The following is a 1,860-nucleotide window of genomic DNA, read 5'->3' as shown; positions in this document are numbered from 1 at the left end:
GTCGGCAATGGCGAACTTAATTTCGGGTTTTTCGGCACGCGATTTAGCGAGAACGTTTGCGTTTTCGAGGGGTGTATTGAGTGAATCGGAGACGATACCCGAGAGTGTTTTAGCCTGCGAATAAGTTTTTTCAGCAAAAAGAAAAAGAAAGCTAAACAAAAGTATAGCTTTGGTAATGAAAGGAAACGTTTTTCTTTTGTATTTATTTAAGATTTTAATTATCAATTCACTGTAAATTATTTCGAGAAAATACGGTTTGTAAATTTAACTTTTAAAGAATACTAAAGATAAAAGTCGCTACTCTATATATCGATTAACATAATAGTTATTTTCTCGCTACTGCTTGCTTAATTCTTTTAGTGTTTCAAATCGTTTGTTAACCACATCTATGTATTGCTTTCTAGACAGTACCGTTCTACCTTTAGGAATCACAAATTCAGAATCTTCTATGTTTCTAAATTTAATTTCCTCTAAAACAAATGCTGAATTTTTTTCTTGTAATTCTATAATCAAGCCCGGTAAACTACCGTAAATTCCGGGGCCGTAGGGAACGGGTATTTCTGGACAAAAGTAAGCGGTCACAGTTTCAGTTACTATTCTAGTTCCCAGATCTACGTCTTTTGTAGTGGTAGCTTTGAAACATTTGTATTTACCAATTTGTTTAACTTCGGTTGAAATATTCCATTTAAAGGCAAGCGGTTCTTCAATTACAAATTCATTTTTATCGAAAAGTAGTTTGTTTTCCTTTACTTCAATTAAGATTTTTTTGTCTTTATTATCAATTGCAATCAGTTTATCTGCACCAGCTAAACTACGTATGGTATTCAAAGTGACTTTATCGATCGAAGCGTTTTCTACTTCGTTGAAATTTGAACGTTCTGCGTTAAATCGAAGTTCAAAGCGCACATCTTTAGCAGCGGCTTCTGCATTTCTCAGTAATAGAAACTTCTTGTCAGCTTCTAATGCTTCGGGCGAGAAGTTTAAGTAAATTTTGTATGTAGCTATGCCTGAACTTTGAGCTAATATTTTCGTTGAAAGAAGTAGAAGAGAACTTAAGATTATGAACTTTTTCATTTTCTAATTTTAAAATTGGACAGCCACAAACTCTATTTGTTAGCTGTCCATAAATAAATGTTTTTTGATTTACAACATGCCCATGCAACCCATAAAAGCGCCTAAAGCAATATCATTTGCTCTATCTGGACCAAATGTAGCAGTATAGGTTTCTTTTACACTTAATTGAATCTCTGTGCAGTAATTTATTTGATCTACTAATGCTTTAACAAGCTTTGGATCTACGCGGTTTAGATACAATTCACAACTTTTATCTACATTGGTGTATTTCTTTTTAAATTGTGGATTAATAATCAAACTTTTATTGTTCTTTACTTCACTAGTAGAATATGAAGTCGAACTAACGGATAAGAATAGGCAAGTAGCAATAATTGCTCCGAAATTATATTTTTTCATTTCTAAATATTTAAATTATTTTAAACCTCCTACACAACCCACAAAAGCTCCTTGTGCGGTTGCAGTTGCCTGTTCTTCGCCAATAACTTCAGTATATAGTGCTTTTACTTCGTTATAAACTTGAATACACTCTTTAAGAACTGCAATCCACTCTTTTGGTATACTTTTTAATGTATCCGTGCTATTGTGCACTATTACCATTTCTTTCTCGTTTGAGCAATCTGGTAGCCGCTCTGTCGCAAATCCTACGCTAGAGAATAAGCAGATTGCTAAAAAACTAAAAATCACTTTTTTCATAATTAAGAAAATTAAATTAAAAAATTAAATTGGTTAACCGATATAAAATTATTGAGTTATCCAAATATATTCCGTATATTTATACCTGATTTA

Annotated in this window: 3 protein-coding genes; all 3 read right to left on the bottom strand. The window is 32.4% G+C overall.

What is annotated here, in order from left to right:
• Positions 1-336: 336 nt before the first annotated feature.
• On the bottom strand, positions 337-1,074 hold the full coding sequence (locus CHX27_RS00175) for a GLPGLI family protein (protein WP_094484780.1): 738 nt from the start codon (positions 1,072-1,074) through the stop codon (positions 337-339).
• 69 nt (positions 1,075-1,143) lie between these two features.
• Positions 1,144-1,470, bottom strand: a complete 327-nt coding sequence (locus tag CHX27_RS00170; RefSeq protein WP_094484779.1) for a hypothetical protein — start codon at positions 1,468-1,470, stop codon at positions 1,144-1,146.
• Positions 1,471-1,485: 15 nt separating this feature from the next.
• Positions 1,486-1,767 (bottom strand): hypothetical protein, encoded by a 282-nt coding sequence (locus CHX27_RS00165; RefSeq protein WP_094484778.1) that lies wholly within the window; start codon positions 1,765-1,767, stop codon positions 1,486-1,488.
• Between the last annotated feature and the right edge of the window lie 93 nt (positions 1,768-1,860).

It is taken from the genome of Flavobacterium aurantiibacter, from assembly GCF_002251775.1.
Taxonomy (GTDB): domain Bacteria; phylum Bacteroidota; class Bacteroidia; order Flavobacteriales; family Flavobacteriaceae; genus Flavobacterium; species Flavobacterium aurantiibacter.
Note: the sequence above shows the minus strand (reverse complement) of the source record. Positions and strands in the feature narration are given on the sequence as shown.

What these genes read in the sequence shown, in the direction of transcription:
- CHX27_RS00175 (WP_094484780.1), bottom strand. Translation starts at nt 1,074, where the DNA reads ATGAAAAAGTTCATAATCTTAAGTTCTCTTCTACTTCTTTCAACGAAA.
- CHX27_RS00170 (WP_094484779.1), bottom strand. Translation starts at nt 1,470, where the DNA reads ATGAAAAAATATAATTTCGGAGCAATTATTGCTACTTGCCTATTCTTA.
- CHX27_RS00165 (WP_094484778.1), bottom strand. Translation starts at nt 1,767, where the DNA reads ATGAAAAAAGTGATTTTTAGTTTTTTAGCAATCTGCTTATTCTCTAGC.